The organism is Colwellia sp. Bg11-12, assembly GCF_014076955.1.
Lineage (GTDB): Bacteria > Pseudomonadota > Gammaproteobacteria > Enterobacterales > Alteromonadaceae > Colwellia_A.
The window spans coordinates 1-23490 of sequence record NZ_JACGUZ010000080.1; the positions used below are offsets into that span (position 1 = coordinate 1).

General features: G+C 36.5%; 19 protein-coding genes. 10 read left to right on the forward strand and 9 right to left on the reverse strand.

Annotated elements, in window-relative coordinates:
- Positions 1-52: 52 nt before the first annotated feature.
- A complete protein-coding gene (locus H4J39_RS16425) occupies positions 53-748 on the reverse strand; it encodes a pseudouridine synthase (RefSeq protein ID WP_182229441.1) in 696 nt (231 codons plus the stop codon).
- A gap of 379 nt (positions 749-1127) precedes the next feature.
- On the opposite strand from H4J39_RS16425, the gene H4J39_RS16430 reads away from it, so the two are divergent.
- The 3 genes from H4J39_RS16430 to H4J39_RS16440 are packed head-to-tail and all read left to right on the forward strand — an operon-like array spanning position 1128 to position 5832.
- On the forward strand, positions 1128-4832 hold the full coding sequence (locus tag H4J39_RS16430; RefSeq protein WP_182229442.1) for a hybrid sensor histidine kinase/response regulator: 3705 nt from the start codon (positions 1128-1130) through the stop codon (positions 4830-4832).
- A gap of 31 nt (positions 4833-4863) precedes the next feature.
- Complete coding sequence (locus tag H4J39_RS16435; protein WP_182229443.1) at positions 4864-5499, forward strand: LysE family translocator; 636 nt, start codon at positions 4864-4866, stop codon at positions 5497-5499.
- A gap of 24 nt (positions 5500-5523) precedes the next feature.
- Complete coding sequence (locus H4J39_RS16440; RefSeq protein WP_182229444.1) at positions 5524-5832, forward strand: DUF962 domain-containing protein; 309 nt, start codon at positions 5524-5526, stop codon at positions 5830-5832.
- Between the two features lie 312 nt (positions 5833-6144).
- Here the strand turns inward: H4J39_RS16440 and H4J39_RS16445 are convergent, their stop codons facing one another.
- Positions 6145-9012, reverse strand: coding sequence for an ATP-binding protein (locus H4J39_RS16445; protein ID WP_182229445.1), 2868 nt, complete (start codon positions 9010-9012; stop codon positions 6145-6147).
- 102 nt (positions 9013-9114) lie between these two features.
- Positions 9115-9945, reverse strand: a complete 831-nt coding sequence (locus H4J39_RS16450; protein ID WP_182229446.1) for an ion transporter — start codon at positions 9943-9945, stop codon at positions 9115-9117.
- Positions 9946-10287: 342 nt separating this feature from the next.
- Between H4J39_RS16450 and H4J39_RS16455 the strand changes: the two genes are divergently transcribed.
- Complete coding sequence (locus H4J39_RS16455) at positions 10288-11625, forward strand: sodium-dependent transporter (RefSeq protein ID WP_182229447.1); 1338 nt, start codon at positions 10288-10290, stop codon at positions 11623-11625.
- A 78-nt stretch (positions 11626-11703) separates the two neighbouring features.
- Here the strand turns inward: H4J39_RS16455 and H4J39_RS16460 are convergent, their stop codons facing one another.
- The 4 genes from H4J39_RS16460 to H4J39_RS16475 all read right to left on the reverse strand — a co-directional run bounded on the left by H4J39_RS16460 (position 11704) and on the right by H4J39_RS16475 (position 16399).
- Complete coding sequence (locus tag H4J39_RS16460; protein ID WP_220462234.1) at positions 11704-12903, reverse strand: GGDEF domain-containing protein; 1200 nt, start codon at positions 12901-12903, stop codon at positions 11704-11706.
- A 43-nt stretch (positions 12904-12946) separates the two neighbouring features.
- On the reverse strand, positions 12947-14425 hold the full coding sequence (locus tag H4J39_RS16465) for a DNA recombination protein RmuC (RefSeq protein WP_259368865.1): 1479 nt from the start codon (positions 14423-14425) through the stop codon (positions 12947-12949).
- Between the two features lie 99 nt (positions 14426-14524).
- Positions 14525-14743 (reverse strand): TIGR02922 family protein, encoded by a 219-nt coding sequence (locus H4J39_RS16470; RefSeq protein ID WP_182229448.1) that lies wholly within the window; start codon positions 14741-14743, stop codon positions 14525-14527.
- 132 nt (positions 14744-14875) lie between these two features.
- Positions 14876-16399 carry a fumarate hydratase gene (locus H4J39_RS16475; protein ID WP_182229449.1) on the reverse strand — a complete coding sequence of 508 codons (1524 nt, stop codon included), beginning with the start codon at positions 16397-16399 and terminating at the stop codon, positions 14876-14878.
- A gap of 168 nt (positions 16400-16567) precedes the next feature.
- Here H4J39_RS16475 and pabB point away from each other — a divergent pair, with 168 nt between their 5' ends.
- The 3 genes from pabB to H4J39_RS16490 all read left to right on the forward strand — a co-directional run bounded on the left by pabB (position 16568) and on the right by H4J39_RS16490 (position 20133).
- Entirely contained in the window at positions 16568-17989 is a 1422-nt protein-coding gene (gene pabB, locus H4J39_RS16480) for an aminodeoxychorismate synthase component I (protein ID WP_182229450.1), read from the forward strand.
- Between the two features lie 51 nt (positions 17990-18040).
- Positions 18041-18610, forward strand: coding sequence for a CoA pyrophosphatase (locus H4J39_RS16485; protein ID WP_182229451.1), 570 nt, complete (start codon positions 18041-18043; stop codon positions 18608-18610).
- A gap of 131 nt (positions 18611-18741) precedes the next feature.
- Positions 18742-20133, forward strand: coding sequence for an L-serine ammonia-lyase (locus H4J39_RS16490; RefSeq protein ID WP_182229452.1), 1392 nt, complete (start codon positions 18742-18744; stop codon positions 20131-20133).
- Here the strand turns inward: H4J39_RS16490 and H4J39_RS16495 are convergent.
- Entirely contained in the window at positions 20130-20270 is a 141-nt protein-coding gene (locus tag H4J39_RS16495) for a hypothetical protein (protein ID WP_182229453.1), read from the reverse strand. The genes H4J39_RS16490 and H4J39_RS16495 overlap by 4 nt on opposite strands.
- Positions 20271-20351: 81 nt before the next feature.
- The gene (cysB, locus tag H4J39_RS16500; RefSeq protein ID WP_182229454.1) at positions 20352-21326 is read right to left on the reverse strand and encodes an HTH-type transcriptional regulator CysB; all 975 of its coding nucleotides are present in this window, start codon (positions 21324-21326) and stop codon (positions 20352-20354) included.
- Between the two features lie 327 nt (positions 21327-21653).
- On the opposite strand from cysB, the gene H4J39_RS16505 reads away from it, so the two are divergent.
- The 3 genes from H4J39_RS16505 to H4J39_RS16515 all read left to right on the forward strand — a co-directional run bounded on the left by H4J39_RS16505 (position 21654) and on the right by H4J39_RS16515 (position 23489).
- Entirely contained in the window at positions 21654-22421 is a 768-nt protein-coding gene (locus H4J39_RS16505; RefSeq protein ID WP_220462235.1) for a hypothetical protein, read from the forward strand.
- 75 nt (positions 22422-22496) lie between these two features.
- The gene (locus H4J39_RS16510) at positions 22497-22874 is read left to right on the forward strand and encodes a ribosome recycling factor family protein (protein ID WP_182229455.1); all 378 of its coding nucleotides are present in this window, start codon (positions 22497-22499) and stop codon (positions 22872-22874) included.
- An 81-nt stretch (positions 22875-22955) separates the two neighbouring features.
- Positions 22956-23489: a YaeQ family protein gene (locus H4J39_RS16515; protein WP_182229456.1), complete on the forward strand. Its 534-nt coding sequence runs from the start codon at positions 22956-22958 to the stop codon at positions 23487-23489.
- The last annotated feature ends 1 nt before the right edge of the window (position 23490 follow it).

A 23490-nucleotide genomic window follows, 5' to 3' on the forward strand; every position in this document is an offset into this window, starting at 1 on the left:
TTATTTTCTTTTTCTATTGTGCCTTCTGTGTATTATTACCCCTAATGTTTTACTAAAAACTATTAACTTCATCATTAGTGAGGTAGCGCCAAGTACCTAGTTCAACATCTAAGTTGATCTTGCCAATTTGCTGGCGATGTAAACCAACCACTTTGTTACCAACCGCGGCAAACATACGCTTAACTTGGTGGTATTTACCTTCAGTAATAGTGAGTAGCACTTCTTTTTCATTGATGATGTCTAATATAGCGGGTAGCGTTAGTTGGTCTTCACCTTGTAATTGTAATCCAGATTTGAACCGTTCGATTAGCTCTACTGACTTTTCTGACAATATTGCATTGCGTAAATTAACGCGATAAACCTTAGCACACTCTTTTTTGGGTGAAATAATATTATGTGACCAGCGGCCATCGTCAGTAACGAGTACCAACCCCGTTGTATCTGCATCAAGACGACCTGCGATATGAAGATCAAACGCTTTATCTACTTCGATATAGTGGAGTAATGACGGGTAAACTTCATCAACATTAGAACAAATGGTATCAAGGGGTTTATGCATCATAATATAACGAGAACTGCGCGCAGTAAGCTCAGCACCATCAACGGTGACGCTGTTATTTTCATGTACTTGTGTTGCCGCATTTTTAATAACTTCACCATTGACGCGCACTTCACCCATTTTTAGTAATTTTTTAGCTTCACTTCTGGTGAGTTCGGTACTTTTACATATAAATTTATCAATGCGCATAGTTAATTGGATTCTGTAGTTAGTTATGACTAGGCCGGCTATTATCCTTAATAGCTCGCAAGAATCAACTAAGAAAAAGAAAAAGAGAATAAGATTCCCATACATTTATAAGTGTTATTGTTAAAAATCAATTCAATTTTTTTTTAGCTAGCGTTAAAAGTGGCTATTAATGTGTAGAACGTGTGCTGAAAATGACTAGGCTGTAATTTTAATACACAACATAGCCGTTAAAAATTAACGATTAACCTATAAATATGGGTATAACTTAAAAAACTTTAAGTCTTTATTATGAAAGACTTAAAATTGTGTCTATAATTTATCAGATATAAATTAACAGATATAAATTAACAGATATAAATTAACAGCAGGGTAAAATAACTTGAGTCTCGTATCAAACAGTGAATATCGTCAAAATAATATTGTCATTATTCTTATACTATTAGCTGTTGCCATTGGTTTTACTGAGTTTTTAATCATGCAGTTTTTACCTTGGCTACAAGCCATATTTCCCTATTTACCAAAAGCACTATTAGACTCACTATTATTAAGCCTATCGATCACTCCTATTGTTTACTTACTCATTAGAAAACATATTGTTAATATTTCATCAGATGGCTCTAATATTCGCAAAAAACTGATAGTTTCTTCTGGTTTACCCCTTATTATTGCTATTGCATTGATGTTAAATATCGTCAATAAAAATCAAGATGACATAGCCATTTTAAACCATACCGAAAGCATCATTAAACTCGATATAAAGATTGCTCAACTGATCGATGCAACTAACCAAGAATTAGAGTTTAGCGCCCTTTTATTGTATGAATACTCTGCTACGCCAGAAAAAAAACAGTCAAAAAGTGAGCCACTAAGTCAACTAAAAGCCCTTCGCATAACTGTTGATACGTTAATTCAGTCATTGAAAGAAGGGATAACCACTAAGCACATAGAGGTAGGTGAGTTTAATCAACAATATATAGCCCGCTTTAAAAGCGACTTACTAGATATCAGACATGCGATTGATGAACGGAATGTATCTTGGCTGCAAGTCATTAGTTATTATATTGATTGGAAAGATCAATTTTTAAGTCGATTACAAACATTTTCAGACCAAATTAGCCATAAAGACATCGGGAGAATGCACAGTAATTTTATTACGTTATTAAAGCTAAAATCTTTAAACCTACTGAGTAACTCTATTTGGGTTATCGCTTTTGAAAATGAAAAAAGAAAGATTAATACGCTTGATATTCGTCCTCTTAAGCTAAGTATTCGCCAGCTAAATAATCAGGAAAAACTCTACAATGATATATTTATTTCATCACTCTTTAAACGTGATGAAAAACATGTCATTCAATTACTTGATAACACCACAATAAAAGAAGCTTACCGACTTCAAAACGTGTTATTTGAAAAAAACACCGAACAGCTTGTCGCTCAACTAAAAGCATCAATCGGTTATAATGGCCTTATTCACCAATTTAAGAATTATGTACTACGTGATAATGAAAAATACCGAGCCAATTATTTAACGCTGCACCATGATGTAGAAAAAATTATAGACAACTTACGAGATATCAATCAGTACAATAAAAAAGCACTTTTCCACCTTGATGAATTTTCAGCGGTAATCAACCAGTATCAACAAAAACTCTCCAGTATTAGTAAATATAGAAAACAAGGTAAGTCTGTTTCTGAAATTGATCAGCTTGTTATGATAGACGACGCTCCAGCGAATAAAGCTTTAGAGTATTTACAAAACAACTTATGGGAAACGGATCCGCAATATACTTTAGGTGTGCTTAAGGATAAAAGTGTAATTCTAAAGAATATTGAAAACTTCCTTAGTCAACAAATACAAAATAAGCTGAATAACTTACTAACAGAAAAGCAAAATGAGTCATATATTACCGCGGCCATCGCTCTGTTTCTCAGCCTCTTTGTTAGTGCTCTTTTACTCGTTACCAGCCGAAATATTAATGATTCATATCAAGAAAGGATCGCAGCACTTAAAAAAGCGGAAGAAGCCGCAAAACTAAAATCAGAGTTTTTAGCGAATATGAGCCATGAAATACGCACCCCCATGAACGGCGTATTAGGAATGCTAGGATTATTACTCAATAGTAATTTAGATGAAGAGCAAAAACACAGAGTTAATATCGCTAAATCAAGTGCAGACTCTTTGTTAACTTTAATTAATGATATTTTAGACTTTTCAAAAGTTGATGCTGGAAAACTAGAATTAGAACACTTGGACTTTAATTTAAGAAACTTATTTGGTGATTTTGCTGAATCGATGGCATTACCTGCACAAGAAAAAGGGTTAGAAATAGTACTTGATTTAGCCGGTATAGAAGACTCGATGATCAAATCTGACCCGGGCAGAATTAGGCAAATACTGACGAACCTTTTAGGTAATGCTATAAAATTCACCCATCACGGCGAAATAGTGATTAAGGCGAAACTGATCACAGAAAATATGAATAATGACAAGAAATTAATCTTACAATGTAGTATTTCAGATACCGGCATTGGCATACCCGAAGATAAAAAAATGTCTCTTTTTTCTGCATTTAATCAAGTAGATTCTTCAACGACTCGAAAATATGGCGGTACCGGTCTTGGACTAACCATTACGAAAAGGCTGTGTAATTTAATGAATGGCGATATAAAAGTTGTTGATAAAGAGGGAGAAGGTAGTTGTTTTGAATTTACCTTATTAGTTGAAAAGAGTGACCGTTCAACACTTGTCATACCCAAAGTAGATATTTCAACTCTGCACATTCTAATTGTTGATGACAATGAAACTAATCGAGATGTACTGCGCTCTCAATTACAACTGTGGGGCGCAAATATTAAAGAAGCGAGCAGTGGCGCAGAAGCATTAGCGCTATGTAAAGAAAGAGAAGAAGATAAGAATCTGCCATTTTTTGATATTGCTTTGCTTGATATGCAAATGCCTAATATGTCAGGTGAATCGTTAGCTAAAATATTTCAAGGTGAACCTGCTTTTAAAGCAATGAAACTGGTCATGATGACATCAATGGGTGAAAGAGGTGATGCAAAATATTTTGCAGACATTGGCTTTAGTGCTTACTTTCCTAAACCAACAACTACATCAGATCTCTTTAAAGCACTGTCTGTTGTTGCCCACGGTGGTGAAATTCTAAAACAAGCCTCTCCTTTGGTTACTCATCATTATTTAAACGCGATGAATATTGCAGAAACCAATGATACAAAAATATTAACCAGTAGTTGGCCTAAAGGCACCAGGATATTGGTTGTTGAAGATAATCGTATAAACCAAATGGTTGCTTTAGGCGTTTTACAAGAATTGGGATTACTTGCTGATGCCGTAGCAAATGGCTTAGAAGCGTTAACAAGCTTAAAAGAAGCATTAAAAAACCATCCCTACTCTTTAGTTATCATGGATTGCCAGATGCCTGAAATGGATGGCTATGAAGCAACACAACGTATTCGCCTTGGTGAAGCAGGAGAAGAAAACAAAATAATACCGATTATCGCCATGACCGCTAATGCAATGCAAGGTGATAAAGAAAAATGCTTAACCGCAGGTATGGATGACTATCTAACCAAACCTATAGAGCCAAATAACGTCAATAATAGATTAAAGTTATGGTTAGGTGTTAAAGCAGAGCAAATAACGACTGTAGATGCCCGTACGTTAAATACAGACTATTTAACGTTGAGCCCCGAATCAAAAGAAAAGTCAGCAAGCGAAGATGACTGTCTCTGGCAGCAATCGGCACTATTAAAAAGGCTCGGTGGTAACCCTAAAAAAATGACACTATTAGTAAAATGTTACTTAGACGACTGTGAAGAAAAAACACTCGATTTAAAAAATGCCATAAAGGAAGAGAACTGGCAGCAAATAAATTATAACCTGCACTCAATAAAAGGGGCTGTAGGTAATTTAGGGGGATCTCAAGTACAAACCTTAGTGAGTTCAATAGAAGCGCTATCAAAAGAAGAAGATATAACGTTACTGAACGAAAGCATCCCTGAACTTTATCTGGCTTTAGATACTTTTAATTCATTACTTGCTGAACACTTAAAAGAACATTAAAGTTTCATAAATAATATCAACGAGAAATATCATGGAACTTTTACAAGGTTTACTATTAATTAGTTCAATTCACCTGTTAGCCGCTGCCTCGCCAGGCCCTGACTTTATTTTAGTTTCTCAGCAAACATTAAGCCAAGGGAAAAAAGCGGGCTTAATGTGCAGTATTGGTATTGCGTTGGGCTTATCTATACACATTATTTATTCTGCCTTAGGTTTAGCGGCAATTATTGCCAATTCATCAGCGACTTTGTGGGTAATAAAAATACTGGGGGGAAGTTACTTATTATATTTAGGAGTTCAGGGGATCCGCGCAAAAGCCTCTTCAACCACACCCACAAAAGTTAAGTTGCAAGCAACGCTTAAACGTTCATCTTTAAAAAATATTGGTGTTGGATTTTTATGTAATGCCTTAAACCCCAAAGCACCTATTTATTTCGTCGCACTTTTTACCGTTGTACTCTCTCCCAACTTACCCTTATCACATTTAGTTATTTATGGGCTTTGGATGATGGCAATACAGCTTGCATGGTTCTCATCCGTAGTGATGTTGTTATCCCAACCCAAAATAAATGAAAAATTTCAGCGTTTAGGTCATTGGATAGACCGTATTTTAGGTGGTGCAATGATACTGATTGGTTTAAAAATATTGACCAGTAAAATTAATTAGTACTATAAAGTTGAGGCATAAACAGTGACTATAAAAAAATATCAATCTTTTGCAGAATTTTATCCCTTCTATTTAAGTCAACACCAGAACCGAACATGTCGGCGGTTACATTTTATCGGTTCATCACTCATATTATTACTCATTTTTTATTGTATTAATTATAGTCACTGGCAAGGTTTATGGTTCATTCCGGTGATTGGCTATGGGTTTGCTTGGCTTGGTCATTTTATATTTGAAAAAAACAAACCTGCAACCTTTACCTATCCTGTCTACAGTTTTATAGGCGACTGGGTGATGTTTGCAGATATATTGACCAGAAAAATTAAGTTTTAGTTAGGTGATTAAGTCTTATTACTTCTTAAAATCGTGCCTATGAATGCTCAGCCTTAGGTGATTTCAGGTGATTTTTTACGGGCGTCTCAATTTACATTTACAATGGCTGGTTTACCTAAATAATATGAAATTCTCCATTGGGTTATTACTTTTATCTTATTTGCAGAGATTATTAGCACGTTTATAAAAGGAAAATACTCCTCCTTCATTATAAATGGCTTTCAAAATTGCCTATCTATTTGAACAACGATAAACCACGTGTTTTTTATAAAGAAGGAAACGAAGCCCCATAAAGCCAAGTGCTATAAATAACTACCAAAGCACTTGGTCTATTTCATTAAGTAAACTTTGCGCCGCTTCACTAATGAGATGAGAAGATCCCGCTTTAATATGTTTCTCTAATTTTATCGCACTGACTGAAACAAGTGAAAAACCAAACATTTGTGCGGCGCCAGCAATGCGATGAGCTAGCTCAGCAAGCTTTTTCAATTCATTATTTTTAATATGGAGGATCAAGTCTTGCTGCTCTAGTACTAGGTTAGATTTAAATTCAATCACCAAATCAGACATGTCAACTGAAGCAATAGTCTTTGCAGCTGTATTTTCATCAGCATGTTCACCAAAGTATCTTGCAATGGTGGCAATAAATAATTTTCGTTCAATAGGCTTTTTTAAATGTCCGTCAAAGCCCAGTGCTAAATATTTGTCTACTTCATGGGACATCGCATTAGCTGTTAATGCAACAATAGGCTGAACGCAACCTTTCTGACGCAATACTTTAAAAGCTTCGATGCCATCCATTTCTGGCATTTGAATATCCATAAGAATAAGCTTAGGTTTACTTTCCAAGCAAAGTTCAACTGCTTCTCTACCGTTGCTCGCACACAAAACATCTAAACCTAATGATGTTAATAAACGAGCGATTAAACGCCTATTATCATCATGATCATCAGCAAGTAACACTTGTCCTTCAAATTTAGTCTCATGGGGTACTAGCGCTAAAGTAGTAGCAACAATTTTTGTCGGGGAAATATCCGCTAATTGTATCGACTCAAGTTGCTTACAGGGTAAGACTAACGTAAATGTACTGCCTTTATTTAAGGTACTTGTTACTGATATTTTTCCTAACATTAATTTTGCTAATTGTTCAGACAAACATAAACCTAAGCCTGAACCACCAAAGCGTCGGCTAATGCTACTATCACCCTGAGTAAAACTTGTAAATACTTCCTGTAACTGCGTTTCACTCATTCCAATACCCGTATCACTGACAGCAATGGTGAGTGCCGCGTCTTTTATCGATACATTTAACGTAACCGATCCCTTGTTGGTAAACTTAATCGCATTTGAACATAAATTAATTAAAATTTGCTTTAAACGAAAGCCATCAATGCTGAGGAGAAGTGAGCTGGGCAAGGTATGAATAATTTGAAAATGTAGCCCTTTAGCTTTTGCTGATTTGATAAAAAGATTAGCCAGATCATGTAAGATAACCTGCAAATCTTGCTCGACTAATTCCAACTCTAACTTATTGGCTTCAACTTTACTTAAGTCCAAGATGTTATTAATAAGCTCTAATAAATGTAAACTATTTCCATGAATAATTTCGACTTCTTTATGTAAATGTTTTTCATCAATATCACCATTAGTGATCGCCTCAGCTTGACCAATAATTGAGGTTAAAGGAGTTCTAATTTCGTGGCTCATATTGGCTAAAAATTGGCTTTTAATCGCATTAGCTTTCACTAATTCACTGGTTAGTAGCTCTAATTCTTGTGTGCGATTTTTTACCCGCTCAGATAGCTTTAATTTTGAGCGACGTTCTATATTACGATTCAAGATAAATAACACGAGCACAATGATAAAAGCAGCCGCCGCTAAACTAAAGTTACGTTTTTGATTAGCCTGCTCTATTTGTAATTGCTGGAGTTTTTCGTTTTGTTTGAGTTGACTATTTTCTTGTTTTAGTTTTTCAGATTCAAAATCTGACAATTGACTATTGAGCTGATTATTCGCAATTTTTCCTGTTCTTTTAATATATTCTTGATGTGTTTCGAAGGCTGCACTTTTTTTATTTTGTGCCGCATAAATCAGCGCCAGCAGCGCTATATTATTCGTTATTTGTTCTTCATGACCCATTTTCTTAGCTATTTCATCAGAGAGCTTTAAGTTTTTATAGGCTTTTTCAACATAGCCCAACGAAAACTCTGCTTGCGCTAGACTATACAAGCCACCTGCATAAGCGGTGTTATGGTTTGCAACTTTAGCCAAATTTATCGCTTGTGTTGCATACTTAATTGCATTTATTGGCTGGTTCATCATATTATAAAGACCGGCAATATTATGACTAAAAGACGCTAAATAATAGTCGTTATTAGATTGTTCAAAATACGCTATTGCCTGTGACAGCAATTTAAGAGATTGCTGATACTCTCCTGAATATTTATAAACAGTACCCAATTCTCCTCTGGCTTTAGCTAAGGTGATCTTGTCATCGACAAAGGCAAGCTGTGCAATAACATCGAGATAGAGTTCAATCGCGATATCGTATCTTTTTAAAGTTAAATATAAACCAGCAATGTTATAACGCACATCTATTTTATCTTGCTTAGTACCAAGTTCATTGTAGATGCTTTCAGCTAGTTGAAAATTTACTAAGGTTTTACTGGTATTACCCAGCTTAATATAAGCCAAGGCAATATTATTGTATAACCCAGCCAATCTAAGCGGCTCAGGTGAATTTATATAATAACTTAATGCGGCTTGAGAAGCGGATATAGACTCTGAATAATTACCGATTAAATAGTGATATATACCGATCATTTTATCCGCATCAGCTGCTATTTTTTTAAAGTTGTTTTCAGTTGCAATTAATTTTATTCGTTGAGCGCTAGCTAGTCCTAATCGAAGTTCGCTTAACTGATAGTAACGTCCTTCTTGAATATGTAAGATGTCAATGATTTGCTTGGGGATTAAAGCTGAGCGCGTTAATAATGATATTGAGTAATCAACCGCTTGCTGGTCATCTTCAATTCTTTTAAGAATTTCAATTTGTTGAGATATGTTTTTATCGCCACTGAGCACCTCACGTTTATCAGCTGCATAAGTTACAGAGGAAAAGAATGAAGTTTGTATGATAATAACAATAAAAAAGTAAACAATTCGCTTAAAAGCAATCATTAAGAACAACCAAAACACTTGAATTAAATATGATTTTTACTTTTATAACATCTTATTTAATTAAATCCCACAAGTGTTCTTTAAACTTTAAAAAAATTAAAGTTAGTGGCTGAGTTTTTCTTTCAATAAAGCTTTAATCTCTGCTAACTCACTTTCAAGATTTTCAATTTGAGCGCGACTAGCAGGTTTTCCGCCATCCCCCGTTTCACCATGTTGTTCAGCTCTATAGTTTTCGTTTTCTTGTCCCATCACTTCTAAGATAGTGCCCACCATCATATTTAAAAATATAAACGCGGTTAAAAAGATAAAGGTCAAATAATAAATCCAGCTAAGCGGATGAACAGCCATCGTTTCGTACATTACATCTGTCCAATCTTCAAACGTCGCGATACGAAACAATGTCAGCATAGAGATTGAAACATCTCCCCAGAGCTCTTTATTGATATTATTAAAAACCATACTGCCTACCGCAGCATAAATATAAAAAATAACAAACATTAGTAAAGCAATATATCCCATACGTGGAATAGCTTTAAGAAGTGAGTTAATCAGCAAGCGTAGCTCTGGTACCATAGAAACTAAACGTAGAACCCTAAAGACCCTTAATAAACGTGCTAGTAATACCCCAGAGCCGCCAGTCGGTATTAAGCTACCAATGACAATTAAAGTATCAAAAATATTCCAACCACTTTTAAAGAAATTCTTTTTATCAGGAAGTGCCATAAAACGTATGGTTAATTCGATAACAAAAAACACCGTAATAACGCTGTCTAAAAAAACCAAAACTCTCAATACTTGCGGGGGTAAATTATGTGTTTTTGCGCCAATAAGTAATGCTGAAATAATAATAACAGCAATAATCGACCATTGAAAAAAGGGGCTAGCGTCTATTTTCTTCAGGCGTTGTTGTACTCGTAACACAAAGGAATTCATAAATAAGGTTCTCTCAAAAATAATATTAAGCCGTATTGTTCTCAACAAACAGTTTATTACGACGTTCATCGCCAAAATAACGGGTAGTTTGGTTAGAATAGCGTCTACGGAGTATTTGAAAATTTAGTGTAACGAGCACTTTTATAAGTATTTATTATCACAAATAATTTAACTTCAACATATATAGGGATGATATTGTTTAAAGCAAGTTTATTAGGTTATTAATTGTGCGGTTTACACGGTTTATATTTTCTTAAAAACAATTTTTTAAAAAATCGTTGCTATATGATCTGAACTCGGTAAGCTCTTGTGCAAATAAAAACAATATGCATTCAAGAATATATGACACACACAAGAGATTCCTTTCATTCCCGTATCGGTTTTGTATTAGCCGCCGCAGGTTCAGCAATTGGTTTGGGTAATATTTGGGGATTCCCTACACAGGCAGCTAATAATGGGGGTGGCGCATTTTTATTTGTTTATTTGTTAGTCACCCTACTTCTCGCACTTCCTGCATTATACGCAGAAATATATATTGGCAACCAAGCACAAAAAAATCCTGTTGCCGCTTTAAAAGACGCTTGCCAAGACAGCCTGCCAAATGTAGGTAAATACGCGGGAATAATCGGTTTATGTGGCGCGATTATGATGCTCAGCTTTTACACTATCGTTGCGGGATGGATGTTAGCGCATGCACTTTCTGCCTTTACAGAACTATTAGGCTTAACCAGTATTTCGCAATGGTTATCAACATCAAGTACCGAGCGTAATTTATTATTCACTCCACTTTTTATCTTACTCGGTGCAGCCATTATTCATCAGGGTGTTAATGCAGGTATCGAAAAGTGGTCAGCACGTTTAATGCCTTTATTGTTAGTGATGCTTATTGGCTTAATTATTTATATTTTACGTCAACCCGGTGCTGAGAAAGGTTTAGCGTTATATTTAATTCCTGATTTTTCACAAGTCACCAACCCAAAACTCATTATATCAGCCATGGGACAGGCCTTCTTTTCATTATCTATTGGCGTAGGTGGCATGATGGTTTATGGCTCGTATATGCAAAAAGGTAAAGATATTGGTAAATTAGCCCTGTCAATTACCGCACTTGATACCTTTATTGCTTTTATGGCGGGTCTTTTAATTATTCCTGCGCTTTTTGTTGCTCAAGAAGCGGGGGTTAAAGTTTTTAGTAATAATGAGTTAATTGGTGAGGGGCAGTTAATTTTCAGAATTCTGCCTGAATTGTTTAATTCGATGGGTGATGTTGGCTTGATTGTTTCAAGTTGTTTTTTCTTGTTATTGTCAATTGCCGCATTAACATCAACCATATCCTCAACGGAAGTCCCCGTCTCTTATTTAATGGAAGATAAAAGCTTTACTCGTTCAAAAGCAACTTGGTTAGTCTCATTCGTTGTGCTTTGTGCCAGCATGTTGTTAATTGCTTTTTTCGATGAACTGTTTGGCTTAGTTATTCGATTATTAACGACTATTTTACAACCCTTAAGTTGTTTATTTTACTTTATCGTTGTTGGTTGGTTATGGAATCGTGGTAATAAGCTACGTGATAAGTCGTTACAAGAAGGAAGGAAGTGGTTGCCACTTTGGGGAAATTACCTCCGCTTTGTTTGCCCTTTGTTACTAACCGTTGTATTTGTTAATGTGGCAATTTTAAATTAAGATTATTGTTAACCTTATATAGATATTGGCTTTGATCATACTAAGTTTCTGTGTATGACAAAGCCAATGCATCTAACCTTAATAGCTCACGTTGTTCCGACCTTTCTTCTTCGCTTTATATAACGCTTGATCTGAGCATTTTAACGCTTGCTCAAAGCTTTGCTTGTTCTCTCTAACCGCTGCACCTATTGAAATAGTGACACTCACCGTTTTAAAATCACTCTGCTTGTTTCCTTTCTTTACATTTCGCGCTTGCTTTGTTTTACGTTGAGGGTGTCGAATAACAATTTTATATTTTTCAATAGCTTCACGGACAGCTTCTAACTCAGACAATGCTTGGTCAATATTTTTACGGGGAAATACTATCGTAAATTCTTCTCCCCCGTAACGAAACGCTTTACCTCCTCCTTTAACACAGCCAATTTTTTTCGCGACTAATTTTAATACTTGGTCGCCTATATCATGGCCATAAGTGTCATTAAATTTCTTAAAGTGATCAATATCTAACATGGCGACGGTATACTTTCGCCCAAGTGACAGTGCAAATTGGTTTAGTGCGCGCCGTGATGGTAGTCCGGTTAAATCATCACGATAAGCAAGGAAATAAGCATCGATAGTAATCACTAACACATAGTACAAGCTGAGTAATGTTAGCATTAAACTTATTGGTAGCGGGGTTAATTGGTATTGATTGCAAAGCCAAAACAGCAAAGAAATACAAATAGCTGAGGTCACTAAATCTGCTTTAATCATTGCCCGCACAACAATCACTACACTGCACACGAGAAGAGGTAATTCTAAACGGATCGTTTCTTTAAGCAGTTCGGCATTAGCAAAGCCTTCAACAAAAATGATAACTGATCCGCTAATCTCCAGCCAAAATAATGCAACCACGCCAGCTAAAAAAATAGAGAACAAGCGATAAACACCATGAATTGAAACCACACCACGGTCTTTTGTTAATGAAAAGAGCAGTAAAGTAAAACAGCCAAATATTGTTAGCCAATCATTTTGTTTTGCTAACCAATTCGACCAAGGGGGAGAAAAAGTGATACTGCCATAATAAAGCAACCACAATAACGATAAATAAGCTAAACGGCTTCGATTAAAATAACTCGCAAAAACAGTAACCACCACCAGTAATACAATCAGTAAGGGGTCGATAATAGCGATTTGCTTTAGCCAAAATACTTGGCTTTGCACCACCAAAAAATAAACGAAAGCAAAAGTGACGACGCTAAAAAATAATGTTTTTAGCGCCTTAATTCTTTGATACAACGTTAACTCCTTAAACTAGATGATATTTGAGCAATTAAATAATTTACGCAACGGGTAATGCTTCTTTGTTTTCTTTATGATTTTCCATTTCACTTGGCTCCTCATCGTCTTCTTTTTTCAACTCAACTTGTTCTATTTTGTCAAAGCGTGATGATATTTTATCCGCTGAAGTATGAATTTGTTTAACATCAGTCGCGGCTTGATCAATATGCTTTGCCAAATTCGCAAATCGAGATTTAAAACGGCCAAAGTCTTGAGATAGATGTGACAAATGTGCTTGAATAACATGAACTTGCTTTCGAGTAGCCTCGTCTTTCAGCACAGATCTTGAGGTTGTTAATATCGCCATTAATGTCGTAGGAGACGCCAACCAAACACGTTTTTTATTCGCGTAGTCAACAAGATCACCTTGATGGGCATGAATTTCAGCAAAAATAGCTTCTGCAGGAATAAACATAATTGCGCCATCAGCCGTTTCTTTTTCAATTAAGTATTTATCACTAATGTCATTAATGTGTTTTTTTATGTCAACTTTAAACTGACGTTCAGCGGCTTTTCGGTCATGATCGCCCAGTTGGTTATCTAACATTTTTTTATAATTCTCTAAAGGGAACTTAGAATCGATAACGACATTCCCCGTTGGCTCAGGTAAAAATAAAATACAGTCGGCAATTTTTCCGTTTGACAATGTATGCTGTAAGGAAAAATTTTGCTCTGGAATGACATTACGAATGAGACTATTAAGCTGCACTTCACCAAAAGCACCACGGGAACGTTTATCACTTAATACTTCTTGTAAGCTCACTACGTTGGATGAAAGTTCGGTGATTTTCTTTTGTGCATCATCAATCAATGCTAAACGCTGTAATATGTCATTAAAGGTTTTTGTTGTTTTATCAAAACCTTCCGCCAATCGTTTTTCAACTTGTCCGCTAATTTCTTTCAGGCGGTTGTCTGTTGACACCGTTAATTCATCAATGCGTTTGGCCATTTGCTCACTCGATGCCTGCAATGACTTCGTTAAGTCTTCTCGGCTTACTTGAGTCACTCTATTAAGATGCTCTACAAGTTGGTCAACCGATTTCAGTTGGTTTTGATTAAAAACCACTTGGTGTTCATGTAGCGCTTTATTTAACTTCTCACTACTTGCATGCAAACTTGATGTTTGTTTTTCACCCTGCTCTGCATGCTGGTACAAGAGTTTAATTTTAAAATCAGATATTTGTTGTTCAAAATAGGTTTTTAGCTCGGCTTGCTGATTTGCTAGCTGTTGATGATTAAAACTTAATTGTTGTTGTTGTTGTTGTTGATAGTTATTTGAAACTTCACTATCGACCGATAGTTTTTCAAATAAGAGTTGAGACTTTTCATTTTGAGCGGTCAATTGCAATGACATTTTTTTTATTTTAAAAAATAAGATAAAACTAATTAAAAAACAAAATACCGATAAAATAGCGCTCAACAAAATAAGAAGCTCAGCAGGAATTTTTTCTAAAAAAGCAGGCAGTACCATAAAAAACATAAGGAACACATCAGTAACACTGTAAATATTATCAGTATTAAAGCATAGAAATATACTCAGGTTAAGTTTATTCTAACGTTAGCATTAATAAGTGAATATTTAATAATCATTTATTAAATGAATACGATCCCCCACTTTATTAAGAATAGTAATTTCTCCATCACAAACAGCAATAATTGATTTTTCTTCCTTAAATTGTTCTGAAATAATGACACGACCACTGGAATTTTGTGGAAACTGACCAATAAAGTGCATTAATTCAAGTGAGTTATCACAATAATAAATAATGGTAACGGTACGTAGCTTAGTGTTAGTCATAATTAAGGATATTTTAGGCTTTATTTTTTGCGTGTTATATCAGTGTAGTTTAAAAAGCGAACATTACTGTAGGTAATAAAAAAACGCCCTGAGGCGCTTTCTATAAATTGATTACCACAAAATCGCCATCAATTAGCTTTTTGACTGAGCATCTTGTACTTCAATCTTAGCTTTCCAAATAGCCGGTCCAGTAACATGAACAGATTCGCCTTGAGTATCAACAGCAACTGTTACTGGCATATCTTCAACTTCAAATTCATAGATAGCTTCCATACCCATATCTTCAAAAGCAACCACTTTAGCTTTTTTGATTGCCTTTGATACGAGGTATGCTGCGCCGCCTACAGCCATTAAATACACTGACTTATGCTTTTTAATTGTTTCAACAGTAGCCGCACCACGTTCCGCTTTACCAATAGAGCCAAGTAAACCTGTTTCAGCAAGCATCATTTCCATGAATTTATCCATACGTGTTGCTGTTGTTGGTCCGGCTGGGCCAACGGCTTCATCACGTATAGCATCGACTGGGCCTACGTAGTAAATAAACTTATCCGTAAAATCTACAGGTAATTTTTCGCCTTTTGCTAACATCTCTTGAATACGCTTATGAGCAGCATCACGTCCTGTTAATATCGTACCGCTCAGTAAAACGGTTTCACCAGTTTTCCATGAGCTTATATCGGATTTCTTTAAATCATCAACGTTAACACGGCGAACGTTTTCACCCACTTCCCAAGTAATTTCTGGCCAGTCTTCTAACTTAGGTGGCGTTAAATTAGCGGGTCCTGAACCATCTAAATGAAAGTGTACGTGACGAGTTGCTGCACAATTAGGGATCATGACCACAGGTTTTGATGCGGCGTGCGTTGGCGCCGACATGATTTTAATATCAACAACCGTTGTTAAACCACCAAGGCCTTGTGCGCCAATGCCGAGTTTATTTACGCGTTCAAAAATTTCTAAACGGAGCTTTTCTTCTGCTGTTTCTGCACCACGGTCAATTAACTCTTGAATATCAACAGGGTCCATCAAACTTTCTTTAGCAAGCACGCCTGCTTTTTCAGCCGTACCACCAATACCTATCCCTAACATGCCCGGTGGACACCAACCTGCACCCATTGTTGGTAGTGTTTTAACAACCCAGTCAGCAATTGAATCGCTTGGGTTTAACATTACCATTTTAGATTTATTTTCACTGCCCCCACCCTTTGCAGCAATCATAATATCGACACCACCGCCTGGCACCATATCAATATGCACAACTGATGGCGTATTGTCTTTGGTGTTAATACGTGCACCAGCAGGGTCTTTAACAATAGAGGCGCGTAAAGGGTTGTTTGGATTTAAATAAGCTTGTCGAGTACCTTCATCAACCATTTGCTGGACGGTTAAATCAGTTTTATCCCATTGAACATCCATTCCGACTTTTACAAAACATGTCACTATGCCCGTATCTTGACAAATTGGGCGCTGCCCGTGAGCTGACATTCTAGAATTAATTAAGATCTGAGCAATAGCGTCTTTCGCTGCTGTGCTTTCTTCTTTATGATAAGCTTTTTCAAGAGCTTGAATGAAGTCTAACGGGTGATAATAAGAAATATACTGTAATGCATCAGCAATACTTTCAATTAAATCTTGTTGTTTAATGATAGTCATGAGGGCCTCTTTTATGCAGATCTACATATGTAGTCCAACCGCATTTTCCTACTTCCCTGAAATTACAGATAATATCGGGTAGATGAAAAGGGTTGAAAGTTATAAATTTGCAGATATCATACCCTTCTTGTTAACGAGCTACCACAATATTATCGAGTAAAACCTGTCATGTTCACTATTTCTGCCCAGCATTTTACTGTAGACAAATCTATTGATGTAGCCGCTCTATTCTCAGTTTTTAGTCACCAGCCTTGGGCGATGTGGCTTGATTCCTGTGGGAATAAAAAGGCGCCTTCTCACGTTGATAGTAATTTTGACATTATGGTTTGGCAACCAGAAGTCACACTAACCACACACGGTGAACAAACTGAAATACATTGGCTAAAAGATAACAAGAAAGAAATTAGTGATGAAAACCCCTTAGCACTTATTAAAAATATTCAGCAACAGTGTTTTAGTGATATTAACGTTACTCGTAGCCATCTGCCTTTTAATGGTGGCAGTCTTGGGTATTTCTCTTATGACTTAGGTCGACGCTTTGAAGCACTACCTAATCTAACCACCCATGATATTGATTTAGCTGAAATGTCAGTTGGCATCTATTTACAAGCTTTAATTTTTGATCACAAAGAGCAGCAGTTCTGGCTTGTTTGTCCACAATCACTTCGCGAAAGCTTAACCGTTACCATAAATGAGCAACTCGCTTTAGCCGCTCAATGCCAACAAGCAACTGAAAAGTTTTCATTAACGTCAACGTGGCAGTCGAATATGAGTAAAGCCAGTTATGATAAAAAATTTCAACAAGTACAAAACTATTTATTGTCCGGTGATTGTTATCAAATTAATTTAGCTCAGCGTTTTAAAGCGACTTATCAAGGTAATGAATTTGACGCTTATTGTGCACTTCGTGAGAAAAATAAAGCGCCATTTTCTGCTTTTTTACGGTTTGATAATGCAAGTGTTTTAAGTATTTCTCCTGAACGATTCTTACAAAAAATAGCGAATAAAGTACAAAGTAAGCCCATTAAAGGCACCAAACCACGTAGCGATGATGCGACCATTGACCTGCAAAATTCGATTGATTTACAGCATTCAGAGAAAGATCGCGCCGAAAACTTAATGATTGTAGATTTACTCAGAAATGACATCAGTAAAGTTTGTATGCCCGGTTCAGTCAAAGTTCCTAAGTTGTTTAACATTGAAAGCTTTCCTGCGGTTCATCATTTAGTGAGTACTGTTGAAGGTGAATTAGCACCGCAGTATCAAGCGACAGACTTATTAGCAGCATCATTTCCTGGTGGCTCAATTACCGGTGCCCCAAAAATAAGAGCCATGGAAATCATTGACGAATTAGAGCCCCATCAACGCAGTATTTATTGTGGCTCTGTTGGTTATATCTCTGCTTGTGGAAACATGGACACGAGTATTACCATTCGTACTTTATTGTGTGAAAGAAACACCGTAACAAAAGAAAACGTCGTCTATTGCTGGGCTGGAGGTGGTGTGGTTGCAGATTCAAAGGTAGACTGTGAATATCAAGAAACCTTTGATAAAGTAAATAAAATATTACCTGTGTTATCAGCACTTTAATTTTTCGCTCCTTTTGCTGTTTTAGCTTTATTCGCAATGGATGGATTTATAATGACAAAGCATGATTTTCTGCAAAAATTTCAGCTATCAATACTCAACGATTCACTTCATCAATATCAGCACCATACGACGCTTAAACCTGCAGCCGTCCTTATTGCCTTAATTGAAGAAAATAAGCAGTTGTCTGTTGTGCTTACCAAACGCGCCAGCCATTTAAAGCATCATCCAGGACAAATTAGTTTTCCCGGCGGTAAAATGGAAGATTTTGATGCCGGTTTTGTTAGTGCGGCGATTAGAGAAGCTGAAGAAGAAATTGGCCTAAATAGTGACAACATAAATATTGTCGGCCAATTGCTCCCTTATGAAACAATTAGTGGCTATGTGGTTACCCCCATTATCGCTTTTATTGATAAGAAACAAAATTATGTAATAGATGAAAATGAGGTTGCTGAAATCTTTCATGTACCCTTACAGCACTTTCTCAACGTGAGTAATCATTATACCGTCACCATAGAGCGCCATCGAAAACCATTTTCAATTCACTTTATGCCCTTTGAGCATCATAATATATGGGGCGCAACCGCAGTTATGCTTAAAGATTTAGCCATTCAATTATCATAACGTTTAAATGTTTGTCTAATATCATCTATAATTAGGCTATTATTGTTTTTCATGGTGATAGCTTTCAGTTACAATTACCGAAGATAATTCCAACTTTTGTTAATTTTAACAAAATAAATTCAGGTTTAAGTATGATTAGTGTATTTGATATGTTTTCCATTGGCATTGGCCCGTCAAGCTCTCACACCGTAGGTCCAATGAAGGCTGCGAAGTTATTTGTTGAACAGCTCAAAAATGAGAATAAATTAACCCAAACAACGCGCGTAAAATGCGAGCTTTTTGGCTCATTAGGGCAAACAGGTATTGGCCATGGAACCGGTAAAGCTGTTATTTTAGGCTTGTCTGGCGAAAACCCTGACACGATTGCCGTAGAAGATATTGATTCAATTCTTGAAGCCGTGGTTAGTAGCCAACAAATATCACTTAATGGCGAGCACATTGTTTCATTTCCTAAAAATGACGCTATTATTTATCATCGTCGAAAAACATTACCGGCTCACTCTAATGCGATGACTATATTCGCTTATGCAGAAGATGCTGGAAAAGAAAGTACTTTATTACTCGAACAAACATACTATTCAATTGGTGGCGGTTTTATTGTTAACGCACGCGATTTTGAAAAAGAAAAAGACAAAGCACTATCTCTTCATAATAATATAAAACGCCCACATTATTTTTCATCAGCAACCGAGTTGATTAACGAAGCGAATGAGAAAAACCTCAGAATCAGTACCATCATGATGAACAATGAAAAGTGCTTAGCTGATGAAGCGACGGTTAGAGCTAAGTTAGTTGATATTTGGCAAGCAATGAAAGATTGTGTTGACCGAGGTATTAAAACGGAAGGTATTTTACCTGGTGGTTTAAAAGTTGCTCGCAGGGCCCCTGCTCTATTTAAAGCATTGTCTGTTGAAAATAATAACGATCCACTTATTGCTATGGATTGGGTGAACTTATTTGCATTAGCGGTTAATGAAGAAAATGCTGCCGGTAGCCGTGTAGTTACCGCTCCAACTAATGGCGCCGCTGGTATTATTCCTGCTGTGCTGTGTTATTACGATAAATTTGTTAAACCCGTTGATGAAGACACTTGTGTTCGCTACTTACTAACTGCAGCAGCCATTGGCATTTTGTACAAAACAAATGCATCAATTTCTGGCGCTGAAGTGGGTTGTCAGGGCGAAGTGGGTGTTGCTTGCTCTATGGCTGCAGGTGCATTAACTGAAATTATGGGAGGCACGCCAAGTAAAGTAGAAAACGCAGCAGAAATAGGTATGGAGCATAATTTAGGATTAACCTGTGATCCTGTTGGTGGTTTAGTACAAGTTCCTTGTATTGAACGTAATGCAATGGGCTCTGTTAAAGCGATTAACGCCTCTCGCTTAGCATTACGCGGAACGGGGAATCAAAAAGTACCACTGGATAAAGTGATTAAAACCATGTGGGAAACGGGCAACGATATGAAGACTAAATATAAAGAAACGTCACGTGGCGGCTTAGCGGTGAACATTACTGAATGTTAAGACATTTTTAATCGAAAAGCGGCAACAGACAAAGGGTTGATGGCAGAGCATTTGTCGTTCCTTACTATCGATGGCACCACGACATACCGTTCATCCTGAACATTCGTCGCTCCTTGCCATCCATGGCACCACGACATACCGTTCATCCTGAACATAAAAAAGCGACTGATATCAGTCGCTTTTTTATTGGGCTATTTAAGTTTAGGTCAACGCATTTATTAACGAATGGGCAATTTAATATCAGCAAACATTTCATCTATTTCATTATTGTTTTTCAGTAAAACAGCTTTAGTTACTAAATCACGATTTAAGTGAGGTGCGAACCGTTCGATAAAATCAAACATATACCCCCGTAAAAAAGTACCACGTCTAAAACCTATTTTGGTCGTACTTGAATTAAATAGATGACTTGCATCGATAGCCACTAAATCACTATCAATTCTAGAGTCTATTGCCATTGTTGCAATTACACCGACACCAACACCTAAACGAACATACGTTTTAATCACATCAGCATCAGTCGCTGTAAACGCTATTTTAGGTTCCATGCCGACACTATTAAAAGCGGTATCGAGTTCTGATCGGCCAGTAAAACCAAAAACATAAGTGACTAAAGAATACTTTGCTAAGTCTTCAATGGTAATGCCTTGTTTCTTCGCTAAAGGGTGATCAGGTCGCACGATGATACTGCGGTTCCAGTGATAGCAAGGTAACATGACTAAATCGTTATATAAGTGCAATGATTCTGTCGCTATTGCAAAGTCTGCATCGCCTTTTCCAGCAGCATCACTTATTTGTGAGGGGGTGCCTTGTGACATTTGCAAAGAAACTTTTGAGTACTTCTTCATGAAACCTTTGATGACTTCCGGTAATGCGTAGCGCGCTTGGGTATGCGTTGTTGCTATACGTAATTTACCTTCATCTGGCTGAGTATGTTCTCTGGCAACCGCTTTTATGGCTTCAACTTTAGAGAGAATTTCTGTGGCTATATTAATCACTTCGTTACCTGGCGCGGTAACATGAGTTAAATGTTTACCACTGCGTCCAAATATTTGAATACCGAGTTCATCTTCTAGCATGCGAACTTGCTTGCTTATGCCCGGTTGAGAGGTGAATAAACTTTCTGCTGTTGCAGACACATTTAAATTATTGTTGAGTACTTCAACAATGTAGCGCAGTTGTTGCAGTTTCATAATTATACTTCAAAATTTTTTATACTGATTGCTTATGCAAAAAATATATACTTAAATGAAGACTTATTCCATATTAATTTTAATTAATATGCTAATTTTTGTGATTAACTTTAAAAATGTAGGATTATTACAACAATAATACCAAAAAGTCACGATGAAGCCGCTGTGAGATTTTCAAATGACAATTTTCATTCAAAATATAAATAATACAAACAGGCTTGAAGACTCCCCGCTAATAAAAGGTTCATATAAGGCTATGCTAATGTGTACATTTTTTGTAGACTGCGTTAAAGACATTTTCATTTTCATAGACGAGTAGTTAATATTATGGGCATTATCATTGCTTTAATTATCGCATTAATCATTATTGTTGTAGCTGTTAGTGCATTTCAGCAACACAAAGAAAAACAAGATAAAGAAAAACGAACAAAAGCAGCAAAGCAAAAAGCAATTATAGATGAAAGTGAAGATCTTATTCTTAATCTAGCTAATTTGCCAAGTAACCCTAATCTTGTCAATATTCTTAATCGTCGCAGCCTAACCGCAGCAAAGATGATGAAGTCTATTTTGCCTGAATCAAAGCAAATAAAAAATAAGGTAAATGAAATAGAAGCAAGGTTAAAAGCCTCTGAAGAACTTTCGGCTTCACAACCAGCACAAGAAGAACAATTCCTTCTTCCTGATAATGAACAACAGCTTGTTGCTATTTTACAGTGTATCAAAAAATTACGACTAACATTAAAATCAGAGCAAGCCAAAGGTGCATTAGACGCACAAACATTCACCCATGAAGATAAAAAGCTCGATACTATGCAACTTCAAATTGGTGTGGAAAGTTTGTTGAAGCGTGGCAATATCGCTTATGAAAAAGAGATGTTAGGTTCAGCCCGTCAATATTATGAAAAAACATTGCAAACATTGTCATCTCACCCTTTGCAGTCAGAATATACCACGAATAAAAAAGCTGAAGTTGAGATTCAACTCGAAGAAATAACCAATGCACTTAAAAGCACAAACGCTAAAGATGCTGCCAAGAAAGCTAAAGATCAAGAAGACGATTTAGATATGTTATTTCAACCAAAGAAAAAATGGTAATAATCTACCTTTAGTAAAAACTCAAACCAGCACTTTGCTGGTTTTTTATTTTTCTTTTAAAATCCGATTTAACTCATGAAAACATCTCCCAGTCATATACCTGTCATTAACCTCCCCTCATTGCTGAGAAAAGTTATAAAAGCTTATGCCCTTAAAGCAGGTATAAGAGCATGTGGCTGTGAACTTTATAGGATTGGTCGTTCTCGTAATTGGCAACTAAAAGCGAGCTTTGAGCAATTAGAAGCGGTTGTCGCATTTATACAAGGTTCAGAGGAACCCAGCTGGCAGTGGCTAGTCAGTTATTTAATGAGCCAGCGACAAGCACTCAGTCATGATGAACTTATGCGAATTGCCCAATTAAAGTCTCCTCTTACTGTTAACCAGTTAATGGCTCGCACTGACTGTACGATTGCTGAAGCAAGAAAAGTGATAGATGAATTAGAATGGCAGTAGAATAAAAGACTTACAAGCTGTATTCCCTCTATTAGAACGAGTACTATAGCTAAATTAGCATCATTTACTTTACGGATAATCATGGCACTAAAAGCAACAATCAATAAAGCCAGTATACAACTGTCTGATATGGACAGAAATTACTACGACACCCTCAATTTAACCATCGCCCAACACCCTTCGGAAACAGATATTCGCATGATGGTTCGTCTGTTAGCCTTCATTTTAAACGCAAGTGAAAATTTGCAGTTTGGTAAAGGCGTTAGTGACGAAGAGGAAGCCGCTATTTGGCAAATTAACTACTCAGAAGTCATTGAATTATGGATAGAGCTTGGCCAGCTTGATGAAAAACGTCTTAAAAAAGCATGTAACCGTGCCCAAAAAGTTATTCTTTACACCTATGGTAGTAGTGCGGAAACATGGTGGAAACAATCACAAAATAAATTGCGCTTACTAAATAAACTTTCCGTCGAGATGGTTAGTCAAGAAACCTGTGATGCATTAGCAAAACTTGCTGGACGCTCAATGGATTTTCAATGCAGTATTCAAGATAGTCAGTTATGGCTAACCTCAGGCGATGAAACTCTTTTAATTGAAACGACAACATTACAATAAT

Coding starts and splice junctions, on each gene's coding strand:
- H4J39_RS16510 (WP_182229455.1), top strand. CDS start 22,497: ATGAAAACATCTCCCAGTCATATACCTGTCATTAACCTCCCCTCATTG.
- H4J39_RS16465 (WP_259368865.1), bottom strand. CDS start 14,425: ATGTTTTTTATGGTACTGCCTGCTTTTTTAGAAAAAATTCCTGCTGAG.
- H4J39_RS16445 (WP_182229445.1), bottom strand. CDS start 9,012: ATGATTGCTTTTAAGCGAATTGTTTACTTTTTTATTGTTATTATCATA.
- H4J39_RS16425 (WP_182229441.1), bottom strand. CDS start 748: ATGCGCATTGATAAATTTATATGTAAAAGTACCGAACTCACCAGAAGT.
- cysB (WP_182229454.1), bottom strand. CDS start 21,326: ATGAAACTGCAACAACTGCGCTACATTGTTGAAGTACTCAACAATAAT.
- H4J39_RS16490 (WP_182229452.1), top strand. CDS start 18,742: ATGATTAGTGTATTTGATATGTTTTCCATTGGCATTGGCCCGTCAAGC.
- pabB (WP_182229450.1), top strand. CDS start 16,568: ATGTTCACTATTTCTGCCCAGCATTTTACTGTAGACAAATCTATTGAT.
- H4J39_RS16450 (WP_182229446.1), bottom strand. CDS start 9,945: ATGAATTCCTTTGTGTTACGAGTACAACAACGCCTGAAGAAAATAGAC.
- H4J39_RS16435 (WP_182229443.1), top strand. CDS start 4,864: ATGGAACTTTTACAAGGTTTACTATTAATTAGTTCAATTCACCTGTTA.
- H4J39_RS16505 (WP_220462235.1), top strand. CDS start 21,654: ATGGGCATTATCATTGCTTTAATTATCGCATTAATCATTATTGTTGTA.
- H4J39_RS16475 (WP_182229449.1), bottom strand. CDS start 16,399: ATGACTATCATTAAACAACAAGATTTAATTGAAAGTATTGCTGATGCA.
- H4J39_RS16515 (WP_182229456.1), top strand. CDS start 22,956: ATGGCACTAAAAGCAACAATCAATAAAGCCAGTATACAACTGTCTGAT.
- H4J39_RS16470 (WP_182229448.1), bottom strand. CDS start 14,743: ATGACTAACACTAAGCTACGTACCGTTACCATTATTTATTATTGTGAT.
- H4J39_RS16485 (WP_182229451.1), top strand. CDS start 18,041: ATGACAAAGCATGATTTTCTGCAAAAATTTCAGCTATCAATACTCAAC.
- H4J39_RS16455 (WP_182229447.1), top strand. CDS start 10,288: ATGACACACACAAGAGATTCCTTTCATTCCCGTATCGGTTTTGTATTA.
- H4J39_RS16495 (WP_182229453.1), bottom strand. CDS start 20,270: ATGTCGTGGTGCCATGGATGGCAAGGAGCGACGAATGTTCAGGATGAA.